Source organism: Tardiphaga sp. 709, from assembly GCF_032401055.1.
Taxonomy (GTDB): domain Bacteria; phylum Pseudomonadota; class Alphaproteobacteria; order Rhizobiales; family Xanthobacteraceae; genus Tardiphaga.
Window position 1 is genome coordinate 3167220 of sequence record NZ_CP135529.1, and the last position, 25882, is coordinate 3193101.

The 25882-nt window shown below is 62.0% G+C and carries 23 protein-coding genes; 2 read left to right on the forward strand and 21 right to left on the reverse strand.

Annotated elements, in window-relative coordinates; translation table 11 throughout:
- Positions 1 to 252: 252 nt before the first annotated feature.
- The 3 genes from RSO67_RS15515 to RSO67_RS15525 form a co-directional block, all read right to left on the reverse strand.
- Positions 253 to 459, reverse strand: coding sequence for a hypothetical protein (locus tag RSO67_RS15515; protein WP_068729538.1), 207 nt, complete (start codon positions 457 to 459; stop codon positions 253 to 255).
- Between the two features lie 472 nt (positions 460 to 931).
- Complete coding sequence (locus RSO67_RS15520) at positions 932 to 2929, reverse strand: tetratricopeptide repeat protein (RefSeq protein ID WP_315839567.1); 1998 nt, start codon at positions 2927 to 2929, stop codon at positions 932 to 934.
- A gap of 195 nt (positions 2930 to 3124) precedes the next feature.
- On the reverse strand, positions 3125 to 4657 hold the full coding sequence (locus RSO67_RS15525) for a porin (protein ID WP_315839569.1): 1533 nt from the start codon (positions 4655 to 4657) through the stop codon (positions 3125 to 3127).
- 418 nt (positions 4658 to 5075) lie between these two features.
- Here RSO67_RS15525 and RSO67_RS15530 point away from each other — a divergent pair, with 418 nt between their 5' ends.
- The gene (locus RSO67_RS15530) at positions 5076 to 5549 is read left to right on the forward strand and encodes a MarR family winged helix-turn-helix transcriptional regulator (protein WP_315839571.1); all 474 of its coding nucleotides are present in this window, start codon (positions 5076 to 5078) and stop codon (positions 5547 to 5549) included.
- Between the two features lie 45 nt (positions 5550 to 5594).
- Here RSO67_RS15530 and RSO67_RS15535 read toward each other — a convergent pair whose 3' ends face one another.
- From RSO67_RS15535 to RSO67_RS15585, 11 genes are all read right to left on the reverse strand, one after another.
- Positions 5595 to 6737: an alpha/beta hydrolase family protein gene (locus RSO67_RS15535; protein ID WP_315839573.1), complete on the reverse strand. Its 1143-nt coding sequence runs from the start codon at positions 6735 to 6737 to the stop codon at positions 5595 to 5597.
- A 228-nt stretch (positions 6738 to 6965) separates the two neighbouring features.
- A complete protein-coding gene (locus tag RSO67_RS15540) occupies positions 6966 to 7328 on the reverse strand; it encodes a Rieske (2Fe-2S) protein (protein ID WP_315839575.1) in 363 nt (120 codons plus the stop codon).
- Positions 7300 to 8004 carry an ABC transporter ATP-binding protein gene (locus RSO67_RS15545; protein WP_315839577.1) on the reverse strand — a complete coding sequence of 235 codons (705 nt, stop codon included), beginning with the start codon at positions 8002 to 8004 and terminating at the stop codon, positions 7300 to 7302. The genes RSO67_RS15540 and RSO67_RS15545 overlap by 29 nt, the downstream gene beginning before the upstream one ends.
- Complete coding sequence (locus RSO67_RS15550; RefSeq protein WP_315839579.1) at positions 7997 to 8797, reverse strand: ABC transporter ATP-binding protein; 801 nt, start codon at positions 8795 to 8797, stop codon at positions 7997 to 7999. The genes RSO67_RS15545 and RSO67_RS15550 overlap by 8 nt, the downstream gene beginning before the upstream one ends.
- Positions 8797 to 9843, reverse strand: a complete 1047-nt coding sequence (locus RSO67_RS15555; protein WP_315839581.1) for a branched-chain amino acid ABC transporter permease — start codon at positions 9841 to 9843, stop codon at positions 8797 to 8799. The genes RSO67_RS15550 and RSO67_RS15555 overlap by 1 nt, the downstream gene beginning before the upstream one ends.
- Positions 9840 to 10712, reverse strand: coding sequence for a branched-chain amino acid ABC transporter permease (locus RSO67_RS15560; protein WP_170849610.1), 873 nt, complete (start codon positions 10710 to 10712; stop codon positions 9840 to 9842). The genes RSO67_RS15555 and RSO67_RS15560 overlap by 4 nt, the downstream gene beginning before the upstream one ends.
- A gap of 171 nt (positions 10713 to 10883) precedes the next feature.
- Positions 10884 to 12038, reverse strand: coding sequence for an ABC transporter substrate-binding protein (locus RSO67_RS15565; RefSeq protein WP_315839585.1), 1155 nt, complete (start codon positions 12036 to 12038; stop codon positions 10884 to 10886).
- 78 nt (positions 12039 to 12116) lie between these two features.
- Positions 12117 to 13319: a xanthine dehydrogenase family Fe-S subunit gene (locus tag RSO67_RS15570; protein ID WP_315839587.1), complete on the reverse strand. Its 1203-nt coding sequence runs from the start codon at positions 13317 to 13319 to the stop codon at positions 12117 to 12119.
- Positions 13316 to 14149: an FAD binding domain-containing protein gene (locus RSO67_RS15575; protein WP_315839589.1), complete on the reverse strand. Its 834-nt coding sequence runs from the start codon at positions 14147 to 14149 to the stop codon at positions 13316 to 13318. The genes RSO67_RS15570 and RSO67_RS15575 overlap by 4 nt, the downstream gene beginning before the upstream one ends.
- Positions 14146 to 16527, reverse strand: coding sequence for a xanthine dehydrogenase family protein molybdopterin-binding subunit (locus RSO67_RS15580; protein WP_315839591.1), 2382 nt, complete (start codon positions 16525 to 16527; stop codon positions 14146 to 14148). Before RSO67_RS15580 ends, RSO67_RS15575 begins: the two co-directional genes overlap by 4 nt.
- A gap of 51 nt (positions 16528 to 16578) precedes the next feature.
- Entirely contained in the window at positions 16579 to 17856 is a 1278-nt protein-coding gene (locus RSO67_RS15585; RefSeq protein ID WP_315839592.1) for an amidohydrolase/deacetylase family metallohydrolase, read from the reverse strand.
- 165 nt (positions 17857 to 18021) lie between these two features.
- Here RSO67_RS15585 and RSO67_RS15590 point away from each other — a divergent pair, with 165 nt between their 5' ends.
- Complete coding sequence (locus tag RSO67_RS15590; RefSeq protein WP_315839594.1) at positions 18022 to 18516, forward strand: MarR family winged helix-turn-helix transcriptional regulator; 495 nt, start codon at positions 18022 to 18024, stop codon at positions 18514 to 18516.
- A gap of 78 nt (positions 18517 to 18594) precedes the next feature.
- Here RSO67_RS15590 and RSO67_RS15595 read toward each other — a convergent pair whose 3' ends face one another.
- The 7 genes from RSO67_RS15595 to ccoG all read right to left on the reverse strand — a co-directional run bounded on the left by RSO67_RS15595 (position 18595) and on the right by ccoG (position 25857).
- Positions 18595 to 18930: a 2Fe-2S iron-sulfur cluster-binding protein gene (locus tag RSO67_RS15595; RefSeq protein WP_315839596.1), complete on the reverse strand. Its 336-nt coding sequence runs from the start codon at positions 18928 to 18930 to the stop codon at positions 18595 to 18597.
- Positions 18927 to 20642 (reverse strand): FAD-binding protein, encoded by a 1716-nt coding sequence (locus RSO67_RS15600; RefSeq protein ID WP_315839598.1) that lies wholly within the window; start codon positions 20640 to 20642, stop codon positions 18927 to 18929. Before RSO67_RS15600 ends, RSO67_RS15595 begins: the two co-directional genes overlap by 4 nt.
- Before the next feature lie 81 nt (positions 20643 to 20723).
- On the reverse strand, positions 20724 to 21887 hold the full coding sequence (locus RSO67_RS15605) for a M20 family metallopeptidase (RefSeq protein WP_315839600.1): 1164 nt from the start codon (positions 21885 to 21887) through the stop codon (positions 20724 to 20726).
- Between the two features lie 43 nt (positions 21888 to 21930).
- The gene (locus tag RSO67_RS15610; protein ID WP_315839602.1) at positions 21931 to 23514 is read right to left on the reverse strand and encodes a GMC family oxidoreductase; all 1584 of its coding nucleotides are present in this window, start codon (positions 23512 to 23514) and stop codon (positions 21931 to 21933) included.
- Positions 23515 to 23717: 203 nt separating this feature from the next.
- Positions 23718 to 23888, reverse strand: a complete 171-nt coding sequence (ccoS, locus tag RSO67_RS15615; protein WP_315839604.1) for a cbb3-type cytochrome oxidase assembly protein CcoS — start codon at positions 23886 to 23888, stop codon at positions 23718 to 23720.
- 8 nt (positions 23889 to 23896) lie between these two features.
- The gene (locus RSO67_RS15620; protein WP_315839606.1) at positions 23897 to 24397 is read right to left on the reverse strand and encodes a FixH family protein; all 501 of its coding nucleotides are present in this window, start codon (positions 24395 to 24397) and stop codon (positions 23897 to 23899) included.
- 11 nt (positions 24398 to 24408) lie between these two features.
- On the reverse strand, positions 24409 to 25857 hold the full coding sequence (gene ccoG, locus RSO67_RS15625; RefSeq protein WP_315839608.1) for a cytochrome c oxidase accessory protein CcoG: 1449 nt from the start codon (positions 25855 to 25857) through the stop codon (positions 24409 to 24411).
- Positions 25858 to 25882: the final 25 nt, after the last annotated feature.

Below are 25882 nucleotides of genomic sequence, written 5' to 3' on the forward strand. Positions count from 1 at the left end.
ATTTTTGCCGAGGTGCGGCGCGACGATCGCGTGTGTGGCCTTCGGTGTCCGCCCTCGGGGCAAAGCATATGGTGCGAAGCCGCCTTGCCGCAACCATCGCAACGGGACGAGCAGAGATCAGCCCCAGCCAAGCTTCCCGCTTCAAGATAGAATCTGGTTGGGGTCTTTGGGCGGTCTGCTTCGTCGCGGGGTCCAAGGCCCCGGCGACGACAGCAAACGGCAAGTACGATCAGCAAGAAGGCTGATCCGAGATCAACCCAGGCGGCTGATCTGCTCTTCGGTCACGACACGCTCGATGTTCTCGGACTTGCTCTTAATCCGGTAACGCGGGCGACCGTCGGCTTCGATCGGAAGGCGAGAGGTGATGGTGTAGATGCTGCGTTCCTTGATAGTGGAACGGCCCTGCGGCCCCTGCAGCTGGTGGTGAACGTCCTCATTAATTGCGTAGTTATGCGCCATTATTCATACTCTCCACGATGAGCGGCTTTTAGCCACAACTTGCTCAAAAAGCAAGAAATCTCTAGCAATTTCGGTCAGATAGCTCGTCAGTCCTGATATGCAACGATGGGCAACAGGTCATAATTTGGACGCCTCTGCGACCAATTCCATCTCATGCTGCCGATCCGGTCAGCAGCAATTCTGTCGTTTTCAGAGGGGGTTGGACTGATTCAAGGGCGTGCCTTCATGACACAGTTCCCGCGCCCTTTCCGCGTTAGCAATAATCATGGAATACCGGCCGGGCCACTCGAAATTGTGCCCCCAAAAGCCGAAAAACCACCGGCAGGGCATTGCCGGTGGTTTCGGAGATTTACAGCAGAGTGCGCGAGTCTCCTTGAAGACTTAGGGCCGTCAAAAATTTGCCGGCTGCGCACGAAAATATTACATGAGCCAGAATGTTGAGCGCAATACCTGATTTGCTCAATCAAATATATTATTGGCCGCTATCGTTAGCGGGAAACGTTATGTGGGCCGGCGCCAGCCCTGCCCGGGCCCGCTCGACCATCTTGCGAAATGCCGTTTCGATATCACGCGCCAGACGCCGGGTGTCGAAGGCCGGCATATTCAGACGATTGGCCGATAACTTCTCCCGGATCGACGACAACCGCTCGGGATTTTCCGCCAGTTCGATCGCCATACGCTCATAGTCATCTCGCTTCGCCACAATCAACTCCGGCACACCCAGATTCTGCAGAAGACTCGCGGCGACGCGCCCTGCAAAGGTTTCTCCGCGACACGTCAGCAAAGGCAATCCAGCCCATAATGCGTCGCTCGCTGTGGTATGCGCGTTGTACGGCAACGTATCGAGAAACAGATCCGCACAACGATGTCGTGCCAGGTGCTCGGCCGGCGACATACGCGCGGCAAAGACCAGACGCGCGGGGTCGACGCCCCGCAATTCCGCTTCGCGGCGTAGATTCGCCGTAGCTGCAGCGCTGTCCTCCAGCAGCCAGAGAACGCTACCGTCAACGGCTGAGAGGATCCGCATCCAGCTATCGAAGACGTCGGGCATAATCTTGTAGGCATTGTTGAAGCAACAGAACACGAAGCCCTGCGCAGGCAAGCCGACCTCGGCACGCGTGAATGCACGCGTCGATATCTCCCGGCGATCATCATTGGCCTGATAGCAATTCGGCAACCACGCGACTTTCTCGCTATAGAACTGCCGGTGCTCGGGCGGCAGCACATGTTGATCCGCGAGGATGTAGTCCATGAAGCCCGCGCCGAGCGTGCCGGGAAAGCCGAGATAATTGACCTGCACCGGCGCAGCCCTGCGCGCGAATACGCCGGTGCGCTGCTCGCCGAAATAGCCGTTGAGATTGACGAGGATGTCGATGCGCTGCGCACGAATGGTGTCCACCGCCTGCGGATCGCTCAGTGTGGAGATATCGACGATCCCATCCACGGCGGCAGCGATGCGTCGCCTGATGTCGCTGCCATCGTCATACCCGTTATCGATGGCGAAAATCTCGAATGCGCTTTTGTCGTGCTGCTCCAGCACACCGACCAGCAGCAGCGAGGTCGCCTGCTGTCGAAATTCGCCGGAGAGATAGCCGATGCGAATTTTTGCATCCGGCCCGGTCGAGGAGGCACGCAGCGGTGAATCTTGCGTGGGAAAACGCGAGGCGTTGGTCAGTTCGGCGCAGCGCTGCAGGCTGCGCTCCGATGTGGCGACGCCTTGCCAACCGAACGGCTCGGCGGCCAGCTTGCCGGCTATGAGATCGGCCTCGATCTCCGCAATCAGCGCATTCACGTCACGCCAGTCGCAGACCAGCATCTTCTGATGCAGCAGGTTGCCCTTCAGCAGTGGCATGTCCGGATTGAGCTGGCGCGCGCGCCCGTAGGACTCCACTGCTCGAGCCGGCATCCGCATCTGGCCAAAGATGTAGCCGCGGCCAAACCACGCTTCCGCGAGATCGGATTGCAAGGCGAGCGCCGACTCGCAAGCCGCGAGGGCCTCGTCATAACGCTTCAACTCCGCGAGTGACTTGCCCTTGTTGGAAAAGGCTGCGGCGTAGCGCGGATTGAGCGCCAGTGCGCGATCGAAGTCCGCCAGCGCGGCGGGGTAGTCGCGCAGATCATTCAGAACCGTGCCACGGCTATTCAGCGTTTCGGCATTACCGGGATTGAGCGCCAGCGCTTCGGTGAAGTGCTGCAGCGCCTCATCCGGCCGGTTCAGCGCCTTCAGCACCAGACCGTAGTTATAGAATGTGGCATCCGATGTCGCATTGATGCGTAGGGCCGCTTTCAGATGCGGCTCGGCTTCCGCATGGCGCTTCAGCGCGACCAGCACGATGGCGAGAATATTCAGTGCCGGGAAATGTTTCGGATCCTTGCGCAAGAACTTGCTGAACCCGCGCTCGGCCTCCTGGAGACGGCCCTGCTGGAAGGCTGCGAATGCGCTTTGAAACAGTTCAGCTTGAGACGCCATGATCCTGCGGACTTCGGGCTGTGCGGCTTGCCTGGCCGGTGGCAACCCCGCCGGTATAGACGCCCGCCTCCGCGACGTCGAGAACGCCTAGTCGAGCGGACGAAGTTGGGCGCGGCTCCACAAAACCAAAAACCCCCGGCAGTTTCCTGCCGGGGGTCTTTGTTTCAAAGACTGGTCGTCGTGAGACGATCAGAATTAGAAGGAGCGCAGGATCTGCACCGAACCGTTGTAGAGGTTCTGGTCGGCGGTGTTGAAGACCGTACCGGCCGGCTTGCCCGACATGCCAGTACCAATGGTGGTATAGGTGCCGTTCAGGTTCTGATCGAGGCGGCTGTAGGTGAACTGAGCCGACAGGGTCAGGTTCTGAACCGGGGTCCAGGCGGTACGGGTGCCGATCTGGGCGAGACCCAGGTCGAAGTTACCCGTGCCGGCGAAGGTGCCAGCACGAGCGGCAGCAGCCGCCGACGAGCTGAAGCCCGGGCCACCGGTGCTGACGCCGGTGAAGGCGGCCATCATCAGGTCGTTGCCAGAGCCATAGGAGATATGGCTGTAGTTACCGAACAGCGACGTGCGCCAAGCCGGGTTCCAGTAATGCTCGTAGAAAGCGCTAACTTCCCAAGCGGAGCTCTGGATGATCTGGCCGTTGGTGGCGTAAACGCCATCGAGCACGTAGCCGAAGCCGAGGCTGTTACCATCAACCTTCGCGTAGCGGCCGCCACCCGAGGTGTCGGTCGTGCCACCGAAGACATACTTGGCTGCGCCCTTGCCGTATGACGCTTCGATCTTCAAGCTGTCGCCTGCGCCGGTGGGCAGGTTCTTGAATTCGACCGCACCGGTAACTGCGAAGCCGTAGCTGTCGTCAGCGTGACCGAGCTGCTCGTTCGCACCCGAGTAAAGGCCCGGGGTGATCGCATGCATTGCAGCGCCGAAGTGCAGGGTGCCCCAAGCCTGATCGAGGCGGATGTTGCCGACGATATCAGGAATGTGGTTGCCGCCGTAGGCGTTGCCCACGAAGGTGTTCGAGTTCGTGCCGTAGAACGTACCCGGGAAGGTGCTCGCGCCTGGGCCGACGATGAACGTGTTGGTGTTCCAGAGACCGGCGTTGCGGTAGGGCGAGGCGTTTTCGATCGAGATCGTGCCCGACACGCCGTTACCGAAGGAGGCGGTGTAGGCCAACTGCGGGATACCGGTCGCGTTGTTCGAACCAGCGTTGAAGCCCGACGAGATATACGGCTTGGCGAGTGCCCACTGGGGATCGAACTGCGAGACGGCCTTACCGAAGGTGAAGCCGGCGAACTGGATGAACGCGTAGTCGACTTCGGTGTAACCACCAGCGATCGATTCACGATCCTGGAGGAAGTCGAACTGAATGTTCGCGTAGGTACGAACCACGCCGTATTCGGTCGCGGTGCGGGTGTCCGTCGTCAAGTTGACGCGTTCACGGGTCGAGAAGTAGTTCTTGGTCCAGAGGTTGTTGCCGCCGGCACCACCCTGCCAGAACGGAACGTCGTAGGTGCTGCCGTTGAACGCAACGTCCAAACGGATCGCGCCGCCGATCTTGATGCAGGTATCGGTGCCCGGAATGTAGTAGAAGCCTGCGCCGTAGAGCGAGCAGATCTTCACGTATTCAACTGCCTTGGCCTTCACCGGAAGATCGGCTGCCTGAGCTCCGCCGATGGCGAGCAAACCTGCCGCCGAGCCGAGAATAAGGCCCTTAATCGTTGTCATGTTAACCTCCAAGTTGTCCAAAAGGGAAGGTTCCGGATCTGCCAGGCGGAACGCCCGAAGATTTAGTCCCCCAAGTCCCCAAACTAACCGCTAGAGCACTTCGCGCTTTCGGAAACACCCGCATAACGCGAGGCACTCAAGCGAACTACTTCAACGGGACGATTGAGGGTTTCCCCATCGCCGGAACTGAGAATGCCTGCGCAATTCTTAGAAGCAAAATACTTTATGAACTCAGGTAACTTTATCGCGATGCAGTGTGGTTTCCCGGCAACACACGAAATCGTGGTTTGCGCGTCACAATTCACTGATACAATTATAGAAATCTGAAATCTGTGAGACGGTGGGAATGGCCGGCGGGGCGACAGCAACTATGCGTGGGGGATCTGCGGGCTGGAACGAAAATGAGCTTTCTATTTGGGTGACCGGCCAGAATCAGGAAGTCATCCGACAGTTCATCTGGGACATCGCTTCGATCAACGTTCACCTTGAGGGAATCCGCCAGTTCTGGGCCAAGGAGCTCGGCATCAGCGGACCGCAATGGATGATCCTGATGGCGGTCAGCGACCTTGATCGCGGCAACGGCGTACCGGTCAAGGACGTCTCAGCCATGCTCCATGTCGACCCCTCCTTCGTCACCACCCAATCCAAGATGCTCGAGAAGAATGGGTTCATGCGGCGCGTCGCGTCCCGCGAGGATGCCCGCGTCGTGCTGATGTCGCTGTCCGACAAGGCCAGCAAGAAGATCTCGGCGCTATCGACTCGCAGGGAGTCGCTCGGGGATTTCATTCTTAGCGATTTCGACGAGCAGGCCTTGAAGGAGATCGCGCAGCACATGTCCCGGCTCAAGAATCGCCTCGAAAAAGCGACACTGATGCTGGAAGTCGAGAGCTGACCATCGCCGGATGAGCGGCGGGTCAATCGACCGCGCCGCGTCCGACTACTTCGTCCTTGAGCTCAAACGATCGACAATCCAGTCGAAAATGAACTCGTTGCCCACTGTCGGAATATCGATCTGGGCGGGCGGCGCCACCGTCTCCGACGCGCGGAAGATCTTCAGTTCAATGTCGAGGCCGTTTTGTTTCATGACGCGGCAACATTCCGTGACGTGATCGACATCGAGCCAGTCGCGCTCGCCCATCGCAACCAGGACCGGGCATTTGATATTGGCGGCGACACTACTGCTGTTGAAGCCCTCGATTTCACTCGGACAGCCCAGACCAGCCCGGCCTGAAATGCGGCTGGCAATAAATGCGCGCTCGTGAAGCTCCCAGATTCCGGCATCGCAAACAGCGGCTGCAAAGCGGTCGTCGAGATTGGCGCCGCGCGTCGCAAAGGCAGCTCCCAGGCCATCTCCGAAGATCGCAATTCGCTCCTGATCGATATCGCTGCGGTCGGCCAGGAAATCGACCCAGCCGCTGATCGCCGTTTCGACCTCATACCGACAATGCGACCCGATCATCTCCTGGCTATAGGATTGACCGGGCAAATCGACGAGCAATAGCGAGAGACCGCGGTCCAGCGCGTAGCTGGGCACCCTGTGCAAATGCTCTTCCTTGTAGTGGCCCTGTCCGACGACGCAGAGAACGACCGGCAGCGGCCGCGTCGCGCACGGCGCAGGAACGAAGTATCCCTGCAACACACCGTCCCGCCATGGGATCTCGACGACCTCGCCGGCAGGCGTTGCATGCTGCACATAAAGTCGGGCGCAATCCTGCATCAGGGCAATGGCGGCGCCTTGCCGCGGATCGCTGCAAGCGAGCATGACCTGAGCGGTGCGATAGTAGTTGGCTGCGCGCAGCCAGTTGCTCAGCGCCGTCGGGATGCGGCCGCTGGCCAGCGCCTCCGCGGCGCGCTCACGGTTGATATCAGCCGCGCTATGCCATTCGCGGTACCAGCTCTCGTCATCGCGCGGATTGATGCGCTCCGCCGCCAGGAAACATTCCGAAACGGTACTTCCGCCTTCCTGCGCCGCGCGCAGCACGCGCAGGAACTGCAGCGAAAAGTCTTCATGGCCAGGCCATTGCTGCCAGCCACGTGCTTGCGACGACGGGATGGCCCTGCCGAAATCGATAATGGTCACATCCCTAGCCCTTGACGGAGATCGCTTGAAAGATCGACGAGAAGCATGGGTCTTGCGCCCATTTTTGTAATGGCCAGACACACTCGGGAGTCCGACTTTTCAGCAGTATTATCCGCGCTTTACGAGGGGGCAAGCATGATTATTATACCGCAACTGCACCAATTGAATGCTGCAGCGCCAACGAATGCTGCATCCAGGCCCGATGCCGCGTAACTCGCGCGACGCTTGTTACTTCGGGACGATGGCTGCAGCGTCGACCCAGATTTGCGCATCGCTCTCACGCACCGGATAGCGTCGCAAACCCCTGCTCGGCCAGCCCGGCGACATGCTGCCGTCTGCCAGATCAAACCAGGCGAGATGACGCGGACAGTGCAGCCGGCCATCGGCAATGCGGCCAAGGCTGAGATCGGCCTGCTCATGCGGACAGGCGCGCTCGCAGGCATAGATCGTCTCACCATCCTGCACGATGAGAACACCGAGGCCAGCCACGTTGACGCAGACGATTGTCTGTTCGGTCAGGCGCTCGCGCGAACAGACCGCGACCCATCGGGCGGGATCTCCGTCATCCGCCAAGATAGGCCCGTCGGACATGCTCGTTCTCGATCAGCTCCGCTCCCGCGCCGGACAGCACGACATGCCCAGACTCCAGCAGATAGGCATGATCGCACATATCGAGCGCCGCAAAGGCATTCTGCTCAACGAGCAAAACAGTCGTGCCGGCATCGCGGATCGCGCGGATGATCGCAAAGGTGCGCTCGACGATGTTGGGCGCGAGACCGAGCGAGGGTTCATCGAACATCACAAGGCGCGGGCGCGACATCAATGCACGGCCGATGGCCAGCATCTGCTGCTCGCCGCCGGACAGCGTGCCAGCCGCCTGCTTGCGTCGCTCGGCGAGGCGCGGGAACTCGCCATAAATGCGATCGCGGTCCACTGCGACTTCGCTCGTGTCCGAGCGCAGATAGGCGCCCATGTCGAGATTTTCGGCCACCGTCATATGCGGAAAAACGCGACGTCCTTCCGGGCAATGCGCGATGCCTTTGGTGAGCACCCGCTGCGCGCCGATGCCGGTGATGTCCTCGCCGTCGAAATGCAGGCTGCCGGAGCGCGACGGCACGAGGCCGGAAATCGCCCGCAGCGTCGTGCTCTTGCCGGCGCCATTGGCGCCAATTAGCGCCACGAGCTGGCCAGCCTTGACCGAAAGCGAAATGCCCTTGAGGGCCGAGATCTGGCCATAGGCGCAAACCATGTCACGGATCTCAAGCATGGACTGCAACCTCCTTGACCACATCCTTCGCGCTCTGACCGAGATAGGCTTCGATCACTGCGGGATTCTTGCGGATTTCGTCGGGCGGCCCCTCAGCGATGATGCGGCCGTAATTCAGCACGACGATGCGATCCGACACGCTCATCACCATCGGCATGTCGTGCTCGACCAAGAGGATCGTGACGCCACGATCCCGGATATTGCGGATCAGCTGCACGAATGTGTGCGTCTCCGACGCGTTCATGCCCGACACAGGCTCGTCGAGCAGCAGCATCTTCGGCTGCGCGGCGAGCGCCAGCGCGACACCGACGAGACGCTGCTCGCCGTAGGACAGCGAGCCGGCGAGATCGTTGGCACGGGCTTCGAGGCCGATCCAGCGCACCAATTCGGCCGCCCGAGCGCGCTGCGCCTTCTCGGATGCGCGGGCGCGCGGCAGGCCGAGAATAGCTTCGGCGAGACCAACTTTACCCTGACGATGTAGACCCATCAGCACATTGTCGTAGACCGTGTCGTTGGGAAACACGCTGGTGCGCTGAAAGGTGCGGATCAGGCCGAGATCCGCGATTTCATGCGGTTTCTTGCCCTTGAGGTCCGCACCGCAATATTTCACCGCGCCCTTGGTCGGCGTGAGGAAGCCGGTCATGACGTTGAAGGCCGTGGTCTTACCGGCGCCGTTCGGCCCGATCAGGCTGACGATCTCACCTTTGTTGACATGGAAGTTCATGTCCGAGATCGCGACGAGGCCGCCGAAATGGACGGCGACGTGTTCGATGCTGAGTACTGTCTCGGCCATCACGCATGCTCCTCCGCGGTGCGCTCGGAAACGGCGCTGGACGCCCGTCTGGTTCCGCCGGCACGGGCCAAGCCGAGTTTCGCGGCAAGCGACGGCACGATGCCGCGAGGCATGACGAACAGGATGACGATCAGCACCACGCCATAGGTGATCCACTGTGCCTCCGGCGGCATGATCGGCCGCAGGAACACCGGCAGCAGGCCGAAGATGACGCCGCCGACGACGGGCCCGGCCAGCGATCCCTTGCCGCCTGACACCACCATGATCACCATGGTGACCGTCGAGATGAAAGCGAAGACGTCGGGATCGATGATGCGGATGTAATGCGCGTAAAGGCTTCCCGCCGCGCCGGCGATACCGGCAGAGATCACGGCGGCCAAGGTCAGCGTCTTCGTGACATCGATGCCAACGGCAACCGCGAGCGTCTCGTTCTCCATCAGCCCGCGCATGGCGCGGCCGTAGTGGGAGTGAACGAGACGCGAGATCAGGAAGTACGATATCGCGGCGACTGCGAGCACAAGATAATAATTGTGAAACTTGGTCTTCAGCACGAGATAACCAAGCCCCGGCAGACCTATGGTGATGGACGGAATATTGGTCAGCGCCAGCGGGCCTTGCGTCAGCTCGACCCAGTTCAGCGCCACCAGCCTGACAACTTCGGCGAACGAGATCGTGACGATCACAAAATAGGCGCCGCGCACGCTGAAGGACAGGCGTCCGACCAGATAGCCGCAGAAGCCCGAGATGAGGATCGCCAGAAAGAAGCCAGCAATCGGCGGCCACGGCACGTGGACGATATGGAAATCACCGGAGATCGGCACATCGAAGCCCAGCGAGGTCAGCGCGCTGACATAGGCGCCGATGCCGAAGAAGGCGATATGGCCAAGACTGAGCTGCCCGGTGAAGCCGAGCAGCAAATTGAGGCTCATGGCGCCGATGATGAAGATGCCGGTCGTGATCAGCGCATTGAGCAGATACGGATCCGTCAGCCACATCGGCACGGAAGCGAAAAAGGCAAGACAGAGGAGCGTGACGATCTGTTTCATCCGACGCGCTCCGCCCGTGCGAACAATCCTGTCGGCTTGAAGATCAGCACCATGATGATGATCAGGAAGCCCATGGCATCGCGATAGCCCGATGACACGTAACCGGCGCCGAGTTCTTCCGCCAAAGCGAGAATGAAACCGCCGATCACAGCACCGGTGATATTGCCGAGGCCGCCAAGGATGACGATGGCGAAGGCCTTCACCGCAGCGAGATCGCCCATCTGCGGGAACACGACATAGACCGGACCGAGCAAGGCACCGGCGGCGGCAGCAAGGCTCGATCCGATGGCAAATGTCGAGGTGTAGATCAGGCTGACATTGACACCCATCAGTGCGGCGGTATCGGAATCCTGGAAGGTCGCGCGCATCGCCTTACCGAGTTTCGTGAGATTGATCAGTGAGTAAGCCAGCACGATCAGCAGCGCCGCTGCGAACAGCACGAACAGTCGAAGCCACGACACGGACACGGGTCCGATCACCAGCGGTGCATCGGGAAACGGATTGTCGATCGACTTGGCGACGCCACCCCAGATCCACAGCGCGCCGGACTGCATCGCGATCCAGGCGCCGATCATCACCAGCATGGTGGTGTCGATATCGGCGCCGCGCAGCGGCCGCAGCAGCGTGATCTCAATCACGGCGCCTAGCAGCCAGCCCGCGACGATCGCCACCGGCAGCGCGACAAAGAAATTCAGACCGAGCTGATGCACGACAATGAACATCATATAGGCGCCGAACGTGTAGAGGATGCCGTGGGTGAAGTTCACCACGTTCATGATGCCGAAGATCAGCGTCAGCCCGATGCCAAGCAGCGCATAGGTGCCGCCGAGCACGAGCATATTGACGAGGTGTTGCAGGAGCTGGTCCACGGGTAATCCCATCTCAGTGGTTGACTAACCTCTCTCCGCTTGCGGGGAGAGGTCGTTCGGCGAAGCGCAGCGAAGCCGGGCGGGTGAGGGGGCTATCCACTTGCTCCGAGCTTGTGGAAGCTCCCCCTCGCCCCGCCCCTCTCCCCGCAAGCGGGGAGAGGGAGAAGAGGATCAGAGATCCTTCATCACGATCTTGCCGCCCGAAATCTCGACCAGATAGACGTTCGGGAAGCTCTGGCCGCTCTCCGAACCCGCCGGGCCCGACTTCTTGAAGACGATGTCGCCGTTCAGGCCCTTAACGTCGATCTTCCAGAGCGCGTCCTTGATCGCCGCGGGCTCGGCTTTGCCGGCCTTCTCGATGGCTGCCGCGATGGTGCGGATGCCGTCATAGCCACGGAAGCTCTCGGTGCAGCCGGCGAAATCGAAGCCGCGCTTCTTCCACTCATTAATGAAGTAGGTCGTGGCTTCCGGGTTCGGCGTCTTTTCCGGCATCCACGGCAGGAACGTCGTCAGATGCATGGTGTCGTTCGCGGCGGCACCGGCCTGCGCGATGATCTGGTCGGGGTTCTGCGAACCACCCGTGGTGATGATGCGCTTCTTCAGGCCGAGTGCTGCGGCCTGCTTGAAGATCAGCGTGAGCTGGTCGACCGCGGCGGTGATGATCACGGTCTCGGAGTCCGTTGCCTTGATCTTGGCGAGCTGCGCGCTCATGTCCTGCGCTGACTGATCCATGGTCTCGACCAGACCGATGGTGATGCCCTTCTCCTTCATCATCTTGCTAAAGTCCTCGGCGGTGCCGCGGCCCCAGTCATTGTTGATCACGAGGAAGTCGACTTTCTTCAGCGCCAGCTTGTCGACGATGTTCTTGAACGCAGCCGCCTCGACAAAGGACGGCGGCGAGATACGGAATACGTAAGGATTGCCCGAGGTGGTGATCTTGCTGGCCGACGAGGTCTCGACCACCATCGCGGTTTCGTATTCGACCAGCTTCGGCATCACAGCGAGGGTAAGGCTCGAACCCCAGGCGCCGAGCATCACCGGGGTCTTGTCGCGGGTGATCAGCTTCTCGGCGACGGCTGCGGCTTCGGTCGGGTTGCTCTTGTTGTCCTCTATGACGAGCTCGATCTTCTTGCCGAGCAGGCCACCCTTGGCATTGATTTCATCGGCGGCAATCTTGGCGCCGTTGACGACATAGGTGCCCGATGCGGCGAAGGCGCCGGTCAGCGGCTCATTGACGCCGATCTTAATGGTTTGCGCAGTGGCGGCGCTGCTCAGGAAAGCAATGGCCAGGGCGGTCGCCGAGGCGGCTTTGATGGTCCGTATCATGTGGTCCTCCAGTGTTACGCTGATGAAACTTGCGCAGTCCAAACCCCGCCGCTCGCATGTCCGCGCGAACGTCGATCTTCACGCCGATCCTCCGCGCCCGGTGAGGCGGCGAACGACATACGTCGCGCGCTCACGCAGGAGACCAAGGATCAGCGAAACACCATTCAAATCGGCTGCCGCTGACGGCGCCGATGTCACATCGCCTGACAGGCGGCGATCGAGATTGCCGGCGAATTCCGCGACCAGCCGGCCCGCGAGATCGCGCACCAACCCGCTGCGACCAACCTGCGCCAGCATGCCGGTAAGGCTGTAGCCGATGGACAGCTCGACACGCGTTGCCGCGCCGTTCTCATGCGGCACCAGCCGATAACGGATTTCACCCTGTGTCGTGGAGCGGCTGCGCTGGTCGTTGCCGACGCCAAGAATGCGACCGGAGAGATTGGCCTCGTCGCGCTCGACGCGGGCGGCACCGTTGAAATTGGCGGAGATTGGCCCGATCTTGACGCGGATCGCGCCTTCGACCCGCTCGGGTCTGGGCGTGCCGACCAGCGTGGCGCCCGGCAGGCACAAGGCGACGGCCGCGATGTCATCGAACAGTGCGAACACTTTCGCGGGTGGATGCGCGACGGTGAACTGTTGCTCCAGCGTGGTCGATGGCGTGAAGTCTGGAATGTCCAGCGGTGCCACGGCGGCAGCCGGTTCGGATACAGCAGGCCGCGCGGACATCAGCTTCTGGGAGCTGACACAGGCTTTGTGCCCGGACCCAGCTGGCCCTAGCACCTTGCGGCCAGCATCCGGCTCCGGCGCGATATCGCGCGCGCGGCGTTCTGATATCACCGATTGCACGGCGCGGACGATGCCGACATATCCAGTGCAACGGCAGAGATTGCCTGACATGCCGATACGGATCTGCTTCTCATCGGCATCCGGCAGGCGCTTCACCAGATCGCGTGCCGAGACCAGCATGCCCGGCGTGCAGTAGCCGCACTGCAGCGCGTGTTCGCGGGTGAAGGCGGCGCGCAACTCGCCAGTGATCTCGTCGTCGTCGAGGCCTTCGATCGTGGTGACATCAGCGCCATCGCAGGCCACCGCATAAGTGATGCAGGAGCGCGTCGGCACGCCATCGACCAGGATGGTGCAGGCGCCGCACACGCCATGTTCACAGCCGAGATGTGTACCGGTGAGATCCAGCGTATCGCGCATCATGTCGGCAAGGCTGGTGCGCGGCTCGACGTCCCTCTTCACGGCGCGGGTGTTGACGGTGAGTTCGACCGAGTTCATGCCGCGGCCTCCGCAACAGCGCGGCGCAGAATGGTGACATGGATGTGCCGGTCCGCGGCATCGCTCATGCCGGCCTTCGACAGCAGGGCGTCGGCGACGCGCGCATCGAAGCACGTCTTGAAATCGCTGGTGATACGCCCACCGAACATCTCGTTGGTATTCTCAACGATGATGGGAGCGGCCTCGACCGCGCCGATGACGACACGCGCGCTGCCTGCCTCGGGATCGATCAGCACAGCACCAATGGCATGGGCGAATTCACCTGTCTTGCGGCAACTCTTCACATAACCCCAGCGCGCGGAGCGAGACATCGCCGGCACGCGCACGGCTTCCAGCATCTCGCCGGGTTGCAGCACGCTTTCCAGCGCACCCAGCACGAAATCCTTCATCGCAACACGCCGCGCTCCGCTTGCACTACGCAGCGACAGCGTCGCGCCAAGTGCGGCGAAAGTGGATACCCAGTCGGCGGAGGGATCGGCATGGCTGAGCGATCCGCCGACGGTGCCGCGGTTACGCACCGCGCGATAGGCGATGGCACCAGCCACGCGCTGCATCGCGCCGCGCGTCACGTCGGGAATGCGGCCGTCCTCGATATCGGCATGGGTCACGCAGGCGCCGATCACCAGCTCACCGCCGGTGACTTCCACATGCTTCAATTCGGCAAGCCCGGTGATGTCGACGATGGTGTCAGGCGCGACCAGACGCAGGTTCAGCATCGGTCCGAGCGACTGGCCTCCGGCCATGATCTTGATCACGCCATCGCCAGCCATTGCGGCTAAGGCCGAGGCCACGTCGCGCGGACGCTCATAGGCGAAAGGTGCCGGCTTCATGCGGCGGTCCTCTTCGCATCGCGCGCGGCGAGAATGCCTTCGAGCACGCGGCGCGGCGTGATCGGCGACTGCAGCATCTCGACACCGAGACCGCGCAACGCATCGTTCACGGCATTGCCGATGGCCGCCGGCGGGGCGATGGCCCCGCCTTCGCCGATGCCCTTGACCCCGAACTTGGTGTAAGGCGACGGCGTTTCCATGTGATCGAGCCACGGCATCGGCACTTCGGTCGGCCCGGGCAGCAGATAATCGGCCAATGTCGTATTGAGCGGCTGACCGGCGCGATCGAATGGCATTTCCTCATAGAGCGCCGTGCCGATGCCCTGCGCGAGGCCGCCATAGATCTGGCCATCGACGATCATCGGATTGACCAGCACGCCGCCGTCTTCGACGATGACGTAATCGAGAATTTCCACATCACCCAAATCAGGATCGACGGCGACGGTGACCGCATGCGCGGCGTAGCTGAACGTACCGCTGTCACGCTGCGGCTTGTAACCGGAGGTCGCTTCAAGCCCGCCGGGATCGACATCGCCCGGCAGATCCTGCGGGCGGCGATACCAGGTGTGCGCTATTTCCTTCAGCGTCACGCTGCCGTTCGGCCCGCGAATTTCGCCATCGACCAGGACGACATTGGCTTCATCGACCTGCAGCAGCTTGGCGCCGATCTTCTTGGCGCGCTCGCCGAGTTCGTGACACGCCGTCGCTACAGCACCGCCGGCCATCACCATACAGCGCGAGCCCCAGGTGCCGGTCGAATAAGGCGTCATCGCCGTATCGCCATGGACGACACGGATCTTGGCGACATCGACGCCCAGCATTTCGAAGGCGACCTGCGACAGCGTCGTCTCGAGGCCCTGACCGTGCGAATGCACGCCGACCTTGAGTTCGAGTCCGCCATCCGGCGTCAGTCGCGCGGTGGCCTGTTCATGGCCGGGCACCATGGGAATGCCCCAGCCGGAATAGACCGAGGTGCCATGCGCCGCCTGTTCGCAATAGATCGAGAGACCGACACCGATCAGCCGTCCGTCGGCTTCACCCTTGCGCTGACGCGCACGGATGCCATCGATATCGATCTGCGCCACCGCACGGCGCAACGCCTCGGGATAGTCGCCACTGTCGAAATGCTTCTTGGTGATGTTGTCGAACGGCATCTGCTCCGGCCGCACCAGATTGCGCAGCCGGACGTCGCCCGGCTCAAGTCCTGCTTCCGCCGCGACAAGATCGAGCATCAGCTCCAGCGCGAAACACACGCCGGTGCGGGCGACGCCACGATAGGGCAGGATCGGACATTTGTTGGTGGCCACCGAATAGGTGCGGCAGCGATAGGCCGGCATCTGATAGGGGCCAGGCAGGATGCTGACCACCTGCGCCGCTTCGAGGCAGGCCGAGAACGGATAGGACGAATAGGCCCCGGAATCGACCGTGGCTTCACAATCGATTCCGCGCAGCGTGCCGTCGCGATCGGCATAGACGGTGATCTTGTAGTGATGCTCGCGGCAGTTCGAACTCGCCACGAGATGCTCGCGACGATCCTCGATCCAGCGCACCGGGAAGCCGCGCTTCATGGTGAGCCATGACAGGCAGACTTCCTCCGGCAGCAAGATGCCCTTGTGGCCAAAACCGCCGCCGACATCCGGCGAGACGATTCTGATCTGTCCTTGATCCATCTCAAGGCAGTCAGACAGACCGTTGCGCACAATGTGCGGCATCTGACTGCCCGTATAGAGCGTGAGCTGATCGAGACGATGATCGAACGTGGCGACGACACCCCGACCTTCGAGCGGCGACATGCATTGCCGCGCGGTCGAGATTTCGCGCGTCACCTTGATCGGCGCGTCGAGAGCCTGGGCAATATCGAGTTCGAAGAAGCTTTCGAGAAAGACGTTGTCGCCCCAGTGTTCATGCACCAGCGGCGAGCCGGGCTCGCGCGCCTTCAACATGTCGTAGACGGCGGGCAGTTCTTCGAGATCGAGCGTGACGGAGGCTGCGATATCCTCGGCCTCGGCGCGCGTCGGCGCGACGCACATGGCGACGAGTTCGCCGACCTGACGAATTTTATCGGTCGCCAGAATGGGCTGGTCCGAAGGTTTGAAACCGGCCAGCCCCGTAATCGCGCGGATCGGCTTGATGCCGACAAGATCGGCGGACGTGAACACCACGTCGCGATAGCGTTCCGGAATGTGGATCGCCCGGATTCGGGCATGCGCCAGCGGACTGCGGACAAAAGCCACGTCCTGCAGTCCCGCCAGCCTGATATCGCCGACGAATTGTCCGCGCCCGCGCATGAGGCGATCGTCCTCCTTGCGCGGTACGCGCGCGCCGACGCCCTGCTTTGAGGCAGGGGCGGCGGGCGAGAAATCTCGCTCATTGCGCATCGACGAACTCCCGGCGTCTTCCGGATTGACTAGCGAGCTGGCTTGCAAAGCTCAGGCCGCAACGGCCTGAGGAAGGATCGGAGCGATCGGATCGAAGCGGGTGCCCGCGCGCAGGCAAAAGGCCGGCTGCAGCAGGCCGTTCGAAATCACCTCGGTATTCTCGTTGTCGCGCAGGATGTAACGACCGGGCTTTTCGACGAGCACCGAGACATCGGCATCCATGCCGACCTTGAGCGAGCCGATCTTGTCGGACAGGCCGATCATCTTGGCCGGGTTCGACGTTACCATCGGCACCACTTGTTCTAGCGTGAGGCCGAGCGAAATCATCGAACTCATCGCCTGCACCAGGCTGAACTTGGCCTGGCCCTTGAACGGATGGTTCTCGTCATCCTCGTGCTCATCCGGCGTGCCGGCAGGCGCAGGCACCTCCGTGTTGTAACCATGGATGTCGGCGCCGAGAGTATTCGGCACGATGCCGGCAGCAATCGCCTTCTTGGCGAGGCGATAGGAGAAGTGGCTGCCATGTCCCACATCGATCTTCAGGCCACGATCGATCGCCGCCTGGATCACCGGATGCACCTCGCCTTCGCGATTGACGAAGCCGCCGGGATGCCGCGTGAACGGGTGCGCGAGCACATCGCCTTCCTTGAGCAGCGGGATCACACGCTCCAGAATCGTATCGACGTCCTCGCCATTATTGCCTGACTCCGGCAGACCCCAGAGCTGGCCGAAATGCACGTAAACCGGCAGTTCAGCGCGCTTGCCGATTTCGGCCGCCATTTCCATCACGCGAATGCCCCACCGCGCGAAGCCGCCGATTTCCGCATGGGCCTTGATGCCGCGAACGAGATCGCGATTGGCGACGGCAGACTTCACGGTCGCATCGATATCGACACCATCGGGGCTGTAGAGGTTGGGATAGAAATGCCCTTCGAGACCGCCGACGAGATAGGCCGACAGAAACGCATAGACGCGCGATTTCGCGGGCTCGGCGATGAAGTGACGAAAGCCGGGCAGCGTCATGCAGGACGGGCCGCCCTGATCGATCAGCGTAGTGACGCCGGACTGCACGCCGACCATATCCGGCTGCATGCCGAAACGACCGCTGACATACTGATAGACGTGCGCATGGGTATCGATCATGCCCGGCAGCACCAGCTTGCCGGTCACATCCACCACTTCCTTCGCGCTGGTCGGCAAAATATCGGACTGCACCGCGGCAATCTTGCCGTTGCGAATGGCGACATCCTTGAGGCCGTCGATGCCGGCTGCGGGATCGATAACGCGACCACCGCGCAACAGCAGGTCGAATGAGGCAGTAACAGACATGGCGATCTCCTTACGCTTTGGCGGGCCCTCTTTAGAGGTTCACCAAAATACGAAGCATACTTCGTATTTTGCAAAAGCAAAGTCCGTGCCATAAACATTGCGATGCGGTAGTTTTTCAACGCGCTCGCACCATACGAGCCGTAGCCGACACAAGGAGAGACTGCGTTGCCCCAGGCCAAGCCGCGCCGTGACAAGCCCATCCACAAGCCCTGGCCGCTGGCCCAGCGACCGGGGTTTTTGATCAGACGGCTACACCAGATCCATGTTGCGCTGTTCCAGGAAGCCTGCAGTGCCTTCGAGATGACGCCACTCCAGTATAGCCTGCTGTCTGCATTGGCGGCGCGGGGAACGGCCGATCAAACCAGCTTAGCTGCTGATATTGCTCTGGATCGCACGACGACCACGGGCGCGCTGAAGCGACTCGAAGCACGCAGGCTGGTCGAGCGCCCGGTCAGCGACGACGACCGCCGCGCCCGCGTCTGCCGGCTCACACCGGCCGGTGCAGCCCTGCTCGACAAGATCGAGACCGCCGCACGCGAGGCGCACCGCGCCACGCTCGGTAACCTCACCAAGACGGAACAGACTGCGTTTATTGCCATGATGCAGCGCATTGTCGCAGCGAACAGCAGCCGCGACGGAGCCGCTGATCTATCGGATTGAAGGTCGCCAAGGCGCTTCTTCCCAGATTAGAGCGACTATAAATTAATCAGCCTGACCGCCGCGCAGGCAGACAATTATTCAGGACCGCAGCATCAGCCGTTCATCAGGCGGTGCGATTTCGGTGACGAGATCGCGAATTAGCGCCTTTTTCGGCAGCGGCGCCAGCGTCGTCATTCCCTCTTTGAGCCGAACGGTGCAGGCGTAATCGACCTTGCCGTCGATCAGCATCATGCATTCCTTGCACGCATTGGCATTGATGCAGGAGAAGCGAAACGCCAGCGAGGGATCCATGCTGCGGCGCACCGCGCGCAGGCCGTCGAGGATGGACTGGCCGTGCTCGAAGGGAATATCGAACGTGTCCTGATGCGGTACTTCGCCGAGAGCACCGCGCTGAATGCTGAGTGTCGCCTTCATGCGGCAGCCTTTCCGGTGGTGGGCACGACCTTGCGCAGGGTCATGTCGCTGCCCGACAGTGCCACGACTTGGTTGACGCTCCATGCATCGTCGAGACCCAGATGATCGTCGCGCTGATGCGCGCCGCGGCTTTCGGTACGCGCCAGCGCCGGTACGGCAACCGATTGCGCGACAGCGAGCATGTTGCGTAGATCGAGCCAGTCGGCCAGCACGGGATCGAAGTTTTCCGCTGAAGCGAACGGTGTATCGCCGATATCGGCCTTCAATTGCGCGATGGCTGATATCGCCGAGCGCAATTTCGCATCGGTGCGGAACGGACCGACATCATCGGCCATCACGGCCTGCAGTTTTACGATCACCGCTGCAGGATTTGGCGCGTCACGTTTGCTGGCACTGCGCAACAGATCGATTGCCGGCTTCGCCGCATCCGCTGACCACATCGACGCATTTGCGCGCTCCGCGGCGCTGCGGCCTGCCCGCGCGCCGAACACAAAGGCCTCGGTGATCGCATTGCCCGACAGCCTATTGGCCCCATTGGCACCGCCGACCGCTTCACCGCAAGCGAACAGTCCGGGCACGCCGGTCTGCATCATCTCGTCCACGCGGATGCCGCCCATATGATAATGCGCGATCGGCGCGACCTCGACCGGACGTTGCGCCAGATCGATGCCGTTTTCGGCGAGGCGGTCCACCACCGGCCCGAATGCCTTGCGGATTTCGGCTTCCGGCACATGCTGGAAGCTCAGATAGGCGCCGCCGGCGGGGCTGCCGCGGCCCGCTTCGACTTCCTTGGTGATCGCATAGGTGGCGAGATCACGCGTCAGCACATAGGTGCCGTCGCTGCGCTTGTCCCGCGTTGCATAGTCCTCTTCGAATTCGCGCATCTCTGAATTGAGCAGCTTGCCGCCGAGCTTGTAGCGGAACGGGTCCCACATGATCGGATCCATGCCAACGAGGCGCGGCGCGAGATGGCCAATCGGGAAGAACTGCACGAATTCCATGTCGATCAGTTCGGCACCGGCGCGGAGTGCCAGTGCATAACCGTCGCCGCCCATATTCGACGACGCACTGTTACGCCGATAGAGACCGGTGAGCCCGCCTGTCGCGATCACCACGGCCTTCGCCGCGAGCGTCACTGCCTGCCCGGTCGGCAGATGCAGGGCCGTCGCGCCGCAGGCTTCGCCGTCACGCAGAGCAATGTCCACGATAGTGAGATCGCCGATGCGGCGAATGCCGTTCGCATTATTCAGTTGCGTGCGCAGCGTCCTCGACACCGCGGGGCCCGTCGAGAGAAAATCCACATAGGCGCAGCGCGGCCGATCATGGCCCGGCGCCTGCGCCTGTTTGATATGGCCGTCCTCGCGCGCCCAGCCGACCTTCCACGCATCCATCTCGCGCAGCCGCTGCGGACCATCTTCACACAACAACGCAGCAAGGCGCTCATCACAGAGCCCGCGGCCGGCCGCGAGCGTATCGGCGAAGTGATGTTCCCAGTGATCTGACGTCTGCTCGCCGAGCGCCGCCGCCACCGTCATCTGCGCCATGACGGTCGCGCCGCCGCGCCCAATCAGGCTGCGATCGGCAAGGATTACAGAAGCGCCGTTCTTGGCGGCTTCCAGCGCGGCATACATGCCCGCACCTCCCGCGCCGATGACGAGAACGTCGGATTCGAGATGGATGGGAACCGAGGTCACGGGAGAAGATGATGTCATGGTCAGGCGAGTGTCTCTTCAAACGATAGCTTTGTCAGCAACCATCACTGTGCCAAAACCATGCCACCCATATCCCCGCCGTCACATCTCCGTGCGCAGGATCGCCCGCGCCAGCGTCTGTGCACGCGGAACGATACTCTCAATATCCAGCCACTCCAGATCGGTATGAACATTGCCGCCGACCGGGCCGAGCCCGCACAATGTCGGCGTGCCAACGCTGGCGGTGAAACCTGAATCCGCACAGCCGCCTGCAAATTCGCCGGTCAGCGTGGTGAGGCCCGAGTCGACAGCAGCAGCCTGATAGGCTCCGAACATCGCCTTGGCGGCCGCGTCCTGCACCAGCGGCAGGAATTCGCCGTTGATGTGCAGCTTTGCCGTTGTGCCCGGCACGGTCGACGTCGCAATGATCGTTTCAATCGCGTCCATGATGGTCGCACGATCGGCCGGATCGATGTAACGGAAATCGATCTCGCCTTCCGCATGGGGCGCCGTGGTGTTGACCGACTGGCCGCCCGACACCAAGCCGACATTCAGCGTGATGCCCTTGTCCATGTCCGTCAGCGCATGAATCTGCACGATCTTATGCGCGAGCTCGCCGATGGCGCTGATGCCCACCGCAAAGTTATTGCCGGAATGCGCAGCCTTGCCGAACACCTCGAAGCGCATGAACACGCCGCCCTTGCGGCCGGTAGTGATATTCCCGGTCGGACGCCCCGGCTCCGAATTATAGACCGCGCGTGCCGCACGACCCTCGCGCTCGATGATCGGCCGCGACGAACGCGATGCGATCTCCTCGTCGCCGGTGATCAAGAGCTTGATCGGGCATGGCGCCGCATCGAATTTCTTCAGCGCCGCAGCAACGAACACATTGATGACGACGCCGGCCTTCATGTCGGCCACACCCGGCCCATGGGCAAGATTGCCTTCGATCGTGAAGGGACGCTTGGCGACTTCGCCTTTCGGAAACACGGTATCGCGATGGCCCATCAGCAGAATCGGCTTCTCGTTGCTGCCCGGCTTGCTGATCAGCCCATGCACCGCGTCGCCATAGACGTCATGGGGCTCGCGCCAGGTTTCGATGCCATACTCGGCGAAGTGCTGCTCGAAACGAGCACCGACGGCGTCGACGCCTTGCTTGTCGAAGGAGCCGGAATCGATATTCACGACGTCGCGCAGCAGGTCGATCATCGGCTGCTTTTGCGAGGCCAGCCATTCGGTGATCCGGGTTTCGGTGGTGTTCGACATGAATTGTCCTTCGGTCACTCTTGAGCGCTTGCGCTGCGCGTTCTTACTTCGCCATCGCCACGGCGGGCGACGCTACATTCGACTTGCGCATCATCATGCGCGCGATGGCTTCGCCGATCACCACGGTGGTGAAGTGCGTGTTGGCGCGGCAATCCGACGGCATGATCGACGCATCGGCGACGCGCAGGCCCTTGAGGCCCTTCACGGTACCGTCCGGATTGACCACGCCGCCCGCGTCCTTGAAGCCGGTCATGCGGCAGGTGCCGGCAGCGTGCTGGATGTCGCCGGTATCACGGCGCAGCACGGCTTCGAGCTCGCGTGTCGGCAGCGCCGCTGCCTGCGGCAGCGTCATGTCGGTATCGGTGAGGCGGATCCAGTCAGCGATGCCCGCCAGCGCCGGCTGCGTGGTGATCACCGCAAGCCGCTTCACGGCATCGACCATGCGCAGCATGTCGCGGGGGTCAGCCAGCATGTTCTCCTCGACGATCGGGTCGATCGACGCATCGGTCGATGCGAGCTTCAGCGTGCCGCGCGAGAAGGCGTTGAACAGACCGGCACCGATGGCACCAGGATTGCCGATGCCACGATGATTGAACGCGATCAGGATCATGTCGCGCTTGCCGCCCTCGGCGAGGCTCGACGAATAGGTCACACAGCAATTGGTGTGGCGAGTGTCCTTGTCTTTCGGCGCGACATCGTCATGCAGCTTGATCGTGGTGCGGAACAGCGGATGGTCGAAGAAATTCTGGCCGACGGGGAGATCGCATTCTACGGCAATGCCCATGTCCTTCAGCTCGTCTGCCGGACCCACGCCCGAGCGCAGCAGGATCGCCGGGCTGTGGATCGAGCCACCGCACAGCACGATCTCGCGCGCGCTGATTTCCTGCGTGCCCTGCCCCTCGATATGGACGATCACGCCGGTCGCCTGACCGTCCTTGATCACAACGCGATCGACCAGCGCATGACCGCGAATTTCGAGATTGGCGTGACCGCGCGCCGGTTCGAGATAGGCTTCATTGGTGGAAATGCGGCGCAGATCGCGGCTGTTGATCGGGTAGCAGGCAACGCCTTCGCCATCCGGTCCGTTGACGTCGTCGCACCACGCATAGCCCGAGGCCAGCGCAGCATCGCGCAAGCCCTTGTCGATCGGCCCCCATGTCGCCGGCGGCGCACGATAGACCGGCAGCGGACCGCCGCGACCATGGCCGGGCCTGTCGCCGAAGTCGAGATCGTCCTCGATCACCGAGAACAACGGCATGATCTCCCTGGCCGACCAGCCGGTGCAACCCAGCGACGCCCATTCGTCGAATGCGTCGGCAACACCGCGGATCGCGATCTGGCCGTTCATCATCGAGGAACCACCGAGACCCCTGCCGCGCCAGTAGAAGCGCTGATCCTGCCCGGCCACGCGACGCGAATGCAACTGCGGCCACTGCCACTTTTCCTGGAATTCGCGCTGGTGAATGATCGGGATCGGGTTCGCCGTGGTGACTTCCCACGGCGCATCCGCCGCGCGCCAGTCGAGGCCGGCCTCCAGCAGCAGCACACGTGTAGCGGGATTTTCGGAAAGCCTGGCAGCCACGGCAGCGCCGGCAGATCCACCGCCGACGACGATCACATCATACATAGTGCTTCATTTCTCTCTGCTGCGGCGCCCTGCGCCGATCTTGACCGGCCGAACGCGTGCAAAATCCGTTCCCGCCATTATGCGCCCGGTGCACGGCAGACGCCAGCAGGCGCGCTGCAGAGGCAACGCGCGGCAAAAGCATGGCGGTTGGAAAGATATGGCCACAAGTTGTGGCGGTGATGGATTGAACGGAAAGAATCGCTTCAGAGGGGATCACCGGGCTTCTTCACAGGCGGATCGTCATCAAGAATGGCGCGCCAGCCGGCGCCGTCGAGATCGTCGAATTGCCCTGATCTCAGCGACCACATAAAGGCCCACAGGCCAAGCAGCCCGAGCGCGAGTGCCAACGGCACGAGGACGATGAGGGACTGCATGGTCGGACCTATTTCAGCACGAGACGGTTCTTCGACAGGAACATGCGCTGTCCGCCGGCCTCACCTTCGAGCACCAGATCCCAGAGGCCCGGCGCCAGCTCGGCGACCCTGCCGCGATAGAGCGCGTCGCCGGCCCCGACCAGTTCAACCGGCCGGTCGGCACGACGATCCGCCGGCCGCTCGAGTCGTCCGGTGAAGGTCAGTCCCGTGATCGGGTTTCCGTTGCGGTCGCGCGCTTCGACGCGGACGGCGGCATCACCTGCAGCGTCGCGTTCGACATGCGCGCCGACTTTCCAGCCGCGGCTGCTCTGGCCGCGCGCAGCCTCGATCTCGTTGCCGTAAGCGAGGCTCGCTGTATAGGGACTATCCACCTCGACACCCGGCAGCGTCTCCAGCGCGAATTTTATCATGACGACATTGACACCGATGATCATGCCGAAAAACAAAACCAGGCAGATCAGGACGAACCGGCCGGTGATCGGACGAGGTGCGGCAACGGCGGTGCTCATGCTGTTCTCCTTCACGGTGCAACGAAATGATCGGTCGCCGAAGCCATGTCGCCATGGGCTGAATCGGTGACGCGCATCACAAGCGGGATCGACTTCTCGGAATTGATTGCCGCGGGCGCTGTCACCAATACGCGCAGCTCGGTGGTCTGGTCGCGGCCCAGCACGATCTCCGGCCGGCCCGATGACACCGCATCCATACCCACCACATGCACCGCGGCATTGGCCGGCCCGTTGACATCGAGCGTAACCACGCGGCCGGCACCGCGCTTGTTGAGCAGCCGCACCGTATAGGCATTGCGGATCGAACCGTCGCTGAGGCGCACGGCGACCGGATTGCGATCGTGCAGCACGTTGATGTCGAGCAGCGAGCGGTTCAGCAGCGCGTAGAGCATCACCGCACCGACAGCGACAATCATGCCGACATAGGCCACCGTACGCGGCCGGATAATACGATAAATCTCCGGCTTGCCCGCCTTGCGCCTGGCAATGTTGATGTCGGTGTCGTAGCCGATCAGCCGGGTCGGTCGGCCGATCTTTTCCATCACGCCGTCGCAGGCGTCGATACACAATCCGCACTGGATGCAATCCATCTGCAGGCCGTTGCGGATATCGATGCCGACCGGGCAGACGTTGACGCACTGATAGCAGTCGATGCAGTCGCCTGCAGGCTGGCCGAGCGCGCGCAGCTCGGCCGCCTTCTTCAGCGAGGTGCGCTGCTCGCCGCGATCGGTCTTGTAGGTGACATTGAGCGCCCACTCGTCGGTCAGCGCCGCCTGGATGCGCGGCCACGGGCACATATAGAGACAGACCTGCTCGCGCATCCAGCCCGCCAGCGTGTAGGTCGTCGCCGTCAGGATCGCGATCCAGATATAAGCCAGCGCCGGCGCCTGGAAGGTGACGAGTTCCCTCACCAGCGTCGGCGCGTCGTTGAAATAGAGCACCCAGGCGCCGCCGGTCCACCACGCGATCAGAAGCCAGATCGAATGCTTCATCGTCAGCTCGACAACACGCTGCAGCGTGAACCCTTCGGCCTCCTTCTTCATCCGCTCGCGGCGGTCGCCTTCAATCAGGCGCTCGACAGCGAAGAACAAGTCAGTCCAGACTGTCTGCGGACAGAGATAGCCGCACCAGACGCGGCCACCGACGGCATTCATCAAAAACAGCGCGAGGGCTGCAAGGATCAGCAGGCCGGTGAAGAAATACACTTCCTGCGGCCATAGCTCGATGAAAAAGAAATAGAAGCGACTGTTCGGCAGATCGACCAGCACTGCCTGATCGGGGGCACCGGGACCGCGATTCCAACGCACGAAGGGCAGCAGATAATAAATGCCAAGGCAGACCGCCATCAGCGCCCATTTGACGTTGCGATACCTGCCGGAGACCTTCTGCGGATAGACCTTCTTCTGCGCCGCATAGAGCGGGCCGTAGTCGAATTCCTCTGGCGCAACGGGCTTGTTCATGGGGCACTCTCGTCTTTGGAATGAC

What these genes read in the sequence shown, in the direction of transcription:
- RSO67_RS15515 (WP_068729538.1), bottom strand. Translation starts at nt 459, where the DNA reads ATGGCGCATAACTACGCAATTAATGAGGACGTTCACCACCAGCTGCAG.
- RSO67_RS15520 (WP_315839567.1), bottom strand. Translation starts at nt 2,929, where the DNA reads ATGGCGTCTCAAGCTGAACTGTTTCAAAGCGCATTCGCAGCCTTCCAG.
- RSO67_RS15525 (WP_315839569.1), bottom strand. Translation starts at nt 4,657, where the DNA reads ATGACAACGATTAAGGGCCTTATTCTCGGCTCGGCGGCAGGTTTGCTC.
- RSO67_RS15540 (WP_315839575.1), bottom strand. Translation starts at nt 7,328, where the DNA reads ATGTCCGACGGGCCTATCTTGGCGGATGACGGAGATCCCGCCCGATGG.
- RSO67_RS15545 (WP_315839577.1), bottom strand. Translation starts at nt 8,004, where the DNA reads ATGCTTGAGATCCGTGACATGGTTTGCGCCTATGGCCAGATCTCGGCC.
- RSO67_RS15550 (WP_315839579.1), bottom strand. Translation starts at nt 8,797, where the DNA reads ATGGCCGAGACAGTACTCAGCATCGAACACGTCGCCGTCCATTTCGGC.
- RSO67_RS15555 (WP_315839581.1), bottom strand. Translation starts at nt 9,843, where the DNA reads ATGAAACAGATCGTCACGCTCCTCTGTCTTGCCTTTTTCGCTTCCGTG.
- RSO67_RS15565 (WP_315839585.1), bottom strand. Translation starts at nt 12,038, where the DNA reads ATGATACGGACCATCAAAGCCGCCTCGGCGACCGCCCTGGCCATTGCT.
- RSO67_RS15570 (WP_315839587.1), bottom strand. Translation starts at nt 13,319, where the DNA reads ATGAACTCGGTCGAACTCACCGTCAACACCCGCGCCGTGAAGAGGGAC.
- RSO67_RS15575 (WP_315839589.1), bottom strand. Translation starts at nt 14,149, where the DNA reads ATGAAGCCGGCACCTTTCGCCTATGAGCGTCCGCGCGACGTGGCCTCG.
- RSO67_RS15580 (WP_315839591.1), bottom strand. Translation starts at nt 16,527, where the DNA reads ATGCGCAATGAGCGAGATTTCTCGCCCGCCGCCCCTGCCTCAAAGCAG.
- RSO67_RS15585 (WP_315839592.1), bottom strand. Translation starts at nt 17,856, where the DNA reads ATGTCTGTTACTGCCTCATTCGACCTGCTGTTGCGCGGTGGTCGCGTT.
- RSO67_RS15595 (WP_315839596.1), bottom strand. Translation starts at nt 18,930, where the DNA reads ATGAAGGCGACACTCAGCATTCAGCGCGGTGCTCTCGGCGAAGTACCG.
- RSO67_RS15600 (WP_315839598.1), bottom strand. Translation starts at nt 20,642, where the DNA reads ATGACATCATCTTCTCCCGTGACCTCGGTTCCCATCCATCTCGAATCC.
- RSO67_RS15605 (WP_315839600.1), bottom strand. Translation starts at nt 21,887, where the DNA reads ATGTCGAACACCACCGAAACCCGGATCACCGAATGGCTGGCCTCGCAA.
- RSO67_RS15610 (WP_315839602.1), bottom strand. Translation starts at nt 23,514, where the DNA reads ATGTATGATGTGATCGTCGTCGGCGGTGGATCTGCCGGCGCTGCCGTG.
- ccoS (WP_315839604.1), bottom strand. Translation starts at nt 23,888, where the DNA reads ATGCAGTCCCTCATCGTCCTCGTGCCGTTGGCACTCGCGCTCGGGCTG.
- RSO67_RS15620 (WP_315839606.1), bottom strand. Translation starts at nt 24,397, where the DNA reads ATGAGCACCGCCGTTGCCGCACCTCGTCCGATCACCGGCCGGTTCGTC.
- ccoG (WP_315839608.1), bottom strand. Translation starts at nt 25,857, where the DNA reads ATGAACAAGCCCGTTGCGCCAGAGGAATTCGACTACGGCCCGCTCTAT.